The 8,510-nt window shown below is 68.0% G+C and carries 5 protein-coding genes; 4 read left to right on the top strand and 1 reads right to left on the bottom strand.

From position 1 onward, the window contains the following. Positions 1–326: 326 nt before the first annotated feature. The 3 genes from V6U90_RS21130 (at position 327) to V6U90_RS21140 (ending at position 4,700) form a co-directional block, all read left to right on the top strand. The gene (locus V6U90_RS21130; RefSeq protein WP_334439325.1) at positions 327–1,730 is read left to right on the top strand and encodes an aminotransferase class I/II-fold pyridoxal phosphate-dependent enzyme; all 1,404 of its coding nucleotides are present in this window, start codon (positions 327–329) and stop codon (positions 1,728–1,730) included. 997 nt (positions 1,731–2,727) lie between these two features. Then, positions 2,728–3,798, top strand: a complete 1,071-nt coding sequence (locus V6U90_RS21135) for an alpha/beta hydrolase (RefSeq protein ID WP_334439327.1) — start codon at positions 2,728–2,730, stop codon at positions 3,796–3,798. A gap of 392 nt (positions 3,799–4,190) precedes the next feature. Beyond that, a complete protein-coding gene (locus tag V6U90_RS21140) occupies positions 4,191–4,700 on the top strand; it encodes a WXG100-like domain-containing protein (protein WP_334439329.1) in 510 nt (169 codons plus the stop codon). Here V6U90_RS21140 and V6U90_RS21145 read toward each other — a convergent pair. Further along, a complete protein-coding gene (locus V6U90_RS21145) occupies positions 4,616–4,933 on the bottom strand; it encodes a hypothetical protein (protein WP_334439331.1) in 318 nt (105 codons plus the stop codon). The two genes, V6U90_RS21140 and V6U90_RS21145, sit on opposite strands and share 85 nt — an antisense overlap. On the opposite strand from V6U90_RS21145, the gene V6U90_RS21150 reads away from it, so the two are divergent. Further along, on the top strand, positions 4,913–8,488 hold the full coding sequence (locus V6U90_RS21150; RefSeq protein ID WP_334439334.1) for a hypothetical protein: 3,576 nt from the start codon (positions 4,913–4,915) through the stop codon (positions 8,486–8,488). The genes V6U90_RS21145 and V6U90_RS21150 overlap by 21 nt on opposite strands. The last annotated feature ends 22 nt before the right edge of the window (positions 8,489–8,510 follow it).

An 8,510-nucleotide genomic window follows, 5' to 3' on the forward strand; every position in this document is an offset into this window, starting at 1 on the left:
CGGTGAGCGACTCGGCGGCGGGCGCCAGGGTGGCTGGACTTCGCGGCCGGACCCCTAAAGTTCGAGGTCAACGCAGTAGAAGCTAGGTTCGAGTTTATGCCCAGGTCAACATCTCAATGTCCATGGACATATTCGTCACCGGCTGCCGGTCGACTGCGGCCCGCCATGACCGGCGGAGTCCCGCAGCCCGCGCATCGATCCCGCTCCCGCCGCGCCCCGACCCCAGGCACTACAGTCAGCGCGGGGCGCGCCGTCCGGCCCGACCGTCAGGACGCGCCGGGCAACTCTCGCCACGGCAGGGTTACGCCGTTCGGAGGACACGAAGCGTGACGACACCAGCGCCGCTGGACGACCAGGGATGCATCCAGCTCATCCAGTCGCGGCTCATCCTGCGCTCGGCCAACGCGCTGGCCCGGGCGATTCTCGACCTGATCGCCTCCGGGGAGCTACCGGCCCGATCCCAGCTACCCACCGTGCGGGATCTGGCGACCAGCCTCGGAATGAGCAGGTCGGCGGTCGCGCAAGCCTGGAAGACGCTCAACTCCCGCCACGTCATCGAAACCCGGCGTCGCGGCGGCACCTTCGTCCTGGGCCCGCCACAGCCTCCCCGAGCCAGGCGGTTCGACAGTATGGTCCGCACCTCGTCGACGATGCCGATCGACCTGGGGAACCTGCGCACGGACGACCTGCCGCCCCCGGACCTGGCACCGGCACTTGCCTACGCGCTCGGCAACCGCGATTTGCACAACACCTTCGCCGACCCGATCACACCCGAGTTGGCGGCGGCCGTCGAGCCGCACTGGCCGTTTGACACCAATCACTTCCTGGCCACCCACGGCGTCGTCGACGCCATCGAACTGGCTCTCGCCACCGTGGTCCGGCCCGGCGACCGGGTGATCATCGAGTCGCCCACCCACGCGCGTGTCCTCGACATCCTGGAGTCCATCGGCGCCACCAGCATCCCCGTCGAGTACCGACCCGACGGCCCGGACCTGGATCAACTACGGTTGGCGATGATCAGCAAGCCGAGCGCGATGATCTACCAGCCCAACGGAAACGTCCCGTCCGGGCGGGCAGTGGACGCCGCCTGGATCGAGGCGGCGGCAGCATTGCTTCAGGACGAAGCATTTCCTGTCTTCGAACTGTCGCAGACGGCTCTCATGCGATCCACACAGCGATCCCTGGCGACTCACCTACCGAGCCGGGTCGTACACATGCAGGCCTACAACTTCTTTTTCGGGGCCGACCTGCGTGTCGCGGTTGTCGGCGGAGCCTCAGAGAACATCGACATGATGTGGTCACGGCTCACCTACTCCTCGCGCTGGGTCAGCCGACTCCTTCAGCTCGCGTTGGCCTTCCAGTTGACCGACGCGAAGGCGACCCGCCACACGACAGCCTTTGTCGCGGAGTGCAAGCGAAGGCACTCCCAGTTCAGCCAGGCCCTGACCAGATGCGGTTTCGACGTCGAGCCGACCGAGGGACCGCACATCTGGCTGCCCGTCCCCGACGAGCATTCCGTCTGCACTCGACTCAGCCGGCACGGCATCGTCGTGCATCCCGGCAGCTTCTTTCAGAGCGCCTCGGCGGTGCAGCACCACGTACACATCAACGGCACCGCCCTGGCCCGCGGCATCGACGAAGTGGCCCAGACGATCGCCCAGGCCTGCCAGATGCCCGTCAAGACGAACGGGCTCTTCGACGTCAACCTCGGCCCCTCAGCCCTTCGGTAGATGCCGGTCTGCGGGGCGGACGCAAACAAGTAAGCACCTTTCAATCAGGCAAGATACGAATTGCTGAATATCTTGCCGCGTGCGACCGGGTTCCGTAGCAGGTCGTGGACCTGTTGGGTGGTGCCGTCGGCCGCCCATCTGGCGTACAGTCGGCCACTCGCCTCGCCCAGGATCCCTCCGCGCACCGTCTTCGCCGGCGGGAAGTCGTGCGGCAGGTGATCCCAGGCGGATTCCCGTCCTGGCCACGCACAGGATCGCGGTGACGATCTCCCGCAGGCCATGGACCAGCCGACTGATCCCCAGCCCCGCCCGGACTGCCCGCCTCGCGGTCAGCACCGGCTCGATCAACGCCCACCATCATGGTGCTCGGCAGGTTGGCGAGCGCGCGCGGCAGCGGGCCATCGTCGGTGACGCCCGCGACGGTCGGATAGTCGAACCAGCGTCCGACAACCTCGCCGACCGACTCTGGTACCTGGCGGAGGCAACCGTCCGCCCTTACTGAAGGGCCGAGGTCAGGAGTTCTCCCAGAAACTCCCGATAATCGTGGCCCTGTTCTTCCAATAGCCGTATTGCCGGGTCGGTACCGTTGTCCCCGCGGACCCGGCATCAACCACGAACCCCGGAAATCAATTCGCAGCCTTGTTTTCGATCTGGCACGTGTGTCTCGCCGGCATAGGCTGGCCGATCGATCAGCGGCAACTGTCCCATCCGTAACGATGGTCGCATCCTTTGGTACCGGTTGGTCGGCATCCGAACCCACCTGCCGGGCGGGCACGTAGGGGATCTACCTGGTCATTTGCTGGCACGACCAGACTCATGGGCCCGTGGGCCCATAAGCCTGGTCGCGGCTTGACTTCGCTCCCAACCCGGATGCAGATTGTGTTTCGTTGACTTCCGTCGACAAGGGAGAACGGTTGGACGTTCATTCCGTTCACAATTTGAGACGGTTCATCGTCGTCCGTTTTTCCGCCTATCAGTGATGCGACCTGGAGGAATCATGTTACGTTCCACGACCCTGCGTAGGTTCAGGACGCCCACACTGGTCACATCGGCAGCGCTGCTGCTGACGGCAAGTCTGGTGCCGGCCACCGGTGCCGCCTCGGCGACATCGTCGACGAGGAACTGCACCGAGTACACGCTGCCGGTCTCCCTGGCCGAGGGCGGGCCCGCCGACTACTTCATCAGGGGCGACCTCTGCCTGCCGGCCTCGGGTACGCCGGAGACCGTGCAGGTGCTCGTTCACGGCGGCACCTACAACCGGACGTACTGGGACTTCCCGTACCAGCCGCAGTTGTACTCGTACGCGCAGTTCGCCAACCGGGCCGGCTATGCCACGTTCAACGTGGACCAGATCGGCACCGGGCGGAGCTCGCGTCCGCACAGCAGCCTGATCAACTTCTCGGTGCTGGCCCACGGGCTCCACGACGTAATCACCGCACTACGCGCCGGTGGGGTCGGCGGGACCGCGTTCGACAAGGTGATCTACGTCGGCCACTCGCTCGGCACGGCGACCGGCTGGAAACTGGCGGGGACCTACAACAACGACGACGACGCCATCATCAGCACCGGTGCGATCAACGGCCTGAGTGCTACCGGCGCCGGATCGTTCGTCGCGTTCCCGGCGAACCAGGACCCGAAGTTCGCCTCGCTCAACCTGGACGACGGCCACCTGACCAACATCGCCGACCGCGGGGTCTTCTACTGGCCGGCGACATCCGATTCAACCGTCATCCAGGTCGACACGGACAACCGGGACACGTTCCCCGCACCGCTCCTGCTGGAACTGGGAGCGGCCTTCTCCTCGCCGCTGGCGACCGCGCCCACGCAGAACATCACGGTCCCCGTACTGAGCGTCATCGGTGACCAGGACGCTCTCTTCTGCGCAGACGCCAACGACTGCAGTGACAAGGCGGCTCTGAAGCAGAAGGAAGGATCGTTCCACTCCAACGCGCCCAGCTTCGACCTGGCCGTCATCCCGCAGACCGGTCACGATCTGAACACGCACTACACCGCTCCGTACAGCTTCATCACGATGATCAACTGGGCGAAGCAGCACGTCGCCCCGTAACCGGCAGCCGCCGGAACTGCAGTTCGGAGCACACGGTCTCGCGGATTCCGCAGGGCCGTGTGCTCGCTTCACGTGTCCCCGTACTCGGTACCGGAGGAGTCCGTTCCCCGGATTGCCGCACTCGGTCCGCCGACATCCGGGCCCAGGGCAGGACTGTGGACTGTGGGTCCCGGTTGGCCCCCGAGGCCCTGTCGCAGCGCCGGTGCGCAGCGGAAGAATCCCGCCCACGCCCTGGTCAACGCCCTTCCCGGAAGCACGGCCTCGTCCCGGACGCCACCCGGGTCGCAGGAGAAAGCGGGGTAACGCCGGCTACCGTCCGGCCGGCGGCCGGACACCGTCACACAGCAGCGCACACGCCTCGGGTACACGAACCGCTTGGAGGGTGTTGCCCCATGGGCATGGAGATCCCCGACTGGGTACGCACCATGTTCCTCATCACCACCGGGGAATCATGGCCCGAAGCCGACGAGGACAAACGCCGCGCCCTGTCCACCGTCTGGAACACCTTCGCCACCCAACTCGGCGACACCGAAACCACCATCCGCGCAGCCCGCCAGTCCGTCACCACCGCCTGGACCGGCCAGGGCGCCGACGCCTTCACCACCCGACTCGACCAGCTCATCGACACCGGCCACATCAAAGCCCTCCGCGACACCAGCACCGCCCTCACCACCTACACCAACCAAGCCGCCCTCAACGTCGAGTACGCCAAATTCATGATCATCGGCCAACTCGGCATCCTCGCCCTCAACATCGGCCACCTCGTCTATCTCCTCGCCACCCCGCCGCACCCGCCGCCATCCCCGCCATCACCGCACTACAGGCCCTCGGCCGACACATCGCCATCCAGATCGTCCGCCACCTCGTCGTCTCCCTCTTCTGGAACATCTTCCCCCAGATAGCCCTCGACGCCGCCATCCAGATCGCGCAGACCGTCCGCGAAGACCGCACCGAATGGGACACCGAACGCAGCCTCAGCACCATCCTCACCGGCGTCATCGGCGCCGGCGCCGGCCTCGGCGCCCTCAGCACCCTCGCCCAACAAACCGCCACCCACTTCGACATCACCGTCACCAACCACACCGCCAAAAACGTCGCGGAACTCACCAGCCACATGGGACAGGGCGCCCTCCACGAATACAGCGCCGAAGCCGCCGCCGACGGCATCATCAACGGCCGCCGCGAAGCACCCGCCGGCTGGGCCGCCACCGCCGGCGCCACCGAAGGCATCATCGACTGGGGAAAACACCGCGCCCGCACCCGCGGCACCGACACCGGCCTACCCAACCTCGGCGACATCCCCACCCTCACCACCCTCACCACCCTCACCACCAACACCGACGACCCCACCACCAACACCGCCCTCGCCAACACAAGCAGCCCAGCCACGCCAGCCCCCGCCCCCACAGCTCAACCCACAGGAACTGGGGCCCCCGCTAGCATCCCGGTCACCGGACAAACCAGCGGCACCCCCGGCGCCACCACCAACACCCCCCACCCAACCCCAGACACCCCACCCCCACCCGGCGACGGCATCCCCAGCAGCAGCACCACCGGTATCCCCGCCCCCCTCACCACCGCCCCACCCGACACCACAGACCACACCACCGGCAGCGGCAGCGGCAGCGGCAGCGGCAGCAGTACTTTCACCGCTGCCACACCGAACACGTCCGAACCCCCCGTCAACAGCGGGTCAACCGCCGCCGACAACAGCGCAACCCGGACGGATCCGATCACCACGGTCCTGACCGACACCCCACCGGTCGCCAGCGCCACGACCGCACCAGCCGGTACGCCCGTCGTCAGCACACCCACGCCGACCGCCAGCGGCGTCACCACCAGCGCAACAGCCGGCACGGACGCGTCCGGTGGCAGCCCCCCGCCACCGCCCACCGCAGCCACCGGCCTCCCATTCAGCCTCACCACCACAGTCCTCAACCCTCCACCGTCCACCGCTGACAACAACGCGTCCGATGGCACCCCGATCGGCACACCACGGCCGCAATACCCCACGCCGCCCGGGTCCGGGACCAGCGGCCCGACCGGAGTCACGACCAGCGGCACGACCAGCGGCACGACCATCACCGGCACGACCGGGGTCGGCTCCACCGGAACCGGACAGCCCGGGGTCGGCACTTCCCCACTACCGGCACCCGGCCGGCAGCCGACAGCCCACTCCGACGACGCCGTCACACCCGTCACCGTGGTGCGTCCACCGACGGCAACACCGCCCGGCAGTATCGCCGTGATCACCCCCGACCCGGCCCGGCCGACGAAGGCGCAGAATCCCCCACCCAGCACCGCCAGCACCCTGCCGTCCATCGGAACCAACGCGACCAACGCGGGACCAACCGGTCGGACCGGCGCCGTTGCTGCGGCCACCACCGACTCCGGGTCCGCGCCGACGTCGGCTGACGGGACAGCGGGGCAGGCCGTGGGACGCCCGGACACCGACACGGTCGGGCCGACTGCGGCTGCGTCGGCCGACGCACACCGGGCCGACGCAGCCTGGGCCGACGCCATGCTGCCCGTCCTGGAGATGCAGCTCAACCACGTCAGCCAGGAGCAGACCGCACCCGACGCCGCAGAGGTACGGGAAACGCTGACCCGGTTGGCGGCGTTGGTCGAGGAGGCCCGACAGGCAGGAGAGTTGCCGCCGGCCTCCGTCACCCAGACCCTGGTCAGCGCGCCGCCGGAGCAGATGCGGAAGTGGCAGGAGACGGCGCAGGAGCATGCCGCCGCGCAGGCCGCTGCGGCGAGGACCACCGACGATCCGACGGCCAGGGCACGGCACTGGCTCAATAGCGTGCTGTACCAGGGTTTTCCCATGCAGACCGGCGCGCGGAACCTCGACCCGGGGAGGGTGACCGACGCGGACTTCCTCCCGCTGGTCCAGCAGGTGCTGGATCCGTCGATCAGCGAGGTCGACTCATCACACCTGGGCCGGCTGAGGGAACACGTCGAGACGCTGGTCGAGCGCGGCAATCCGGTCACGCTGGACGCGCTGAAGCGGCGCGAAGGCTTCGAGCTGTTGAAGGGCCGACTCGACGACCTTCAGGCCCTCGACGAGACGAGCGAGGTCCTGCACCGTGATCGACGCATCGTCCAGACGCTGAGCGAGCGTGGCGTCGCCGCCGATCGACAGCTTGAGATGCGCGGGCTGGCCCGTGACCTGCTGGTGGAAAGAGACCTGCGCTTCGACCTGACCGAGCAGAACCTGGCCACCCTCAACCAGGTCACCGAGTTGGCCTACCGACGTTACCTGAAGACCAATGACGGCGCCGTACCCGCCGGGCCACTGCGGTTGAGCCACCTACAGGATCTGCTGCAGCACAAGCTCGGCGAGCGGGGCACCCTGACCTGGGGAAACCTGCAACGGATCGTCGATCAGGCAACCGCCCGACAGCAGTGGCGCGACCGGCACCCGCTGCTGGCGCGAGGCAGCGGCGTGGTGCGGTCCCTCACCGCCGCGAGCCCCGCGCTACGCGAAGCCGGCATCTACCGGTCGGTGGTGGAGAGGCACGCCCGCACCATCCAGCGACAGCCGGGCCAGGCGGACTCGCCGGATCAGCGCCGGCGTGAGCTCGAACATCTGTGGAATCTGATGTCGCCGGAGACTTCCGCCGGGGCGTCCGCTTCGACATCCCTCGACCCGGAGGGGATCACCCGTTCGGACGTCGCCCGGCTGGTCGACACCAGACGCCGGCTCTACGCCGACTCCCGCTTCCGTTGGTACACCGGTCCGTCCGACTACCGGTCGATGGCGCTTGAGCTGCTCGGCGCCGGTCGGGTGGGCCCGGCCGAGATGCGGCAGCTGGCCACGATGGTACGCACCGCACGGGCCAACACCCGCGCCCTGCGCACCGACCTCCGCAGCACCCAGCGGTACTCCGATTCGGTGCTCCGGCGCCGGCTCACCGAACTGGCCACCGTGCAGTGGCAGGACGGGAAGCCGGGTGCCCGACCGATGGTGCCCGGCGTGGTGGTCGACCACAGCAGGCTGGTCACCGCCTTCCACTCGATCGGCGAGCTGGCGTTCGTGCCGGAACTGACCGCCTGGCTCAACCACTCGGTACCCTTCGGCACCGGTGCGATCACCGAGGAGGTCGTCAGTCGTACGCTGGCCTCGCAGTTCGGTCAGGTCCTCGACGACGGGGCGGCACTCACCGCGACAGTGGACGGCAACACGTACGACATTCGGCTCTGGGCGGTGGCGACCGGGGAGCCGGTGGTCGAGGACGGCAGCCTGCTCGGGCTCAAGGAGTCCGGCAGTACCCGCTTCTCGGGCAAGCAGGAAAAGCGCGTCTACCGCTACCGGGACACGGCGACGTGGCAGACGTCGACGCGGGGGCTGAGCGTCGACGCGGGAGTGGCCTACCGGGGCGATGTCGGGGTACCGGAGGGCATCAGTGCCGCCCGGCTGGACGTCGGCGCCACCGTCGGCGGAATGAAGACCTGGGGCCATCGGCAGCTCGCCGCCAACACCACCGCCGACTATCTGCAGTTCCGGATCAAGGAGCCCCTTGGCTGGACGAACCTGCCGGTCGGCTGGGTGGTCCGGGTCCAGGATCGGCAGACCGGACGGTGGCGGGAGCTGACCCTCCAGGACGAACACGGCAGGTTGCGGGAGCACCAGGTCCCCTACGCGGGGTCAAGTCCTGTGGAGTGGTGTTTAGCGGTTGTTGCGTGATCGTTTGTTGTTCGGTGGGTTG

This window comes from Micromonospora sp. CPCC 206060 (assembly GCF_036906895.1).
Taxonomy (GTDB): domain Bacteria; phylum Actinomycetota; class Actinomycetes; order Mycobacteriales; family Micromonosporaceae; genus Micromonospora.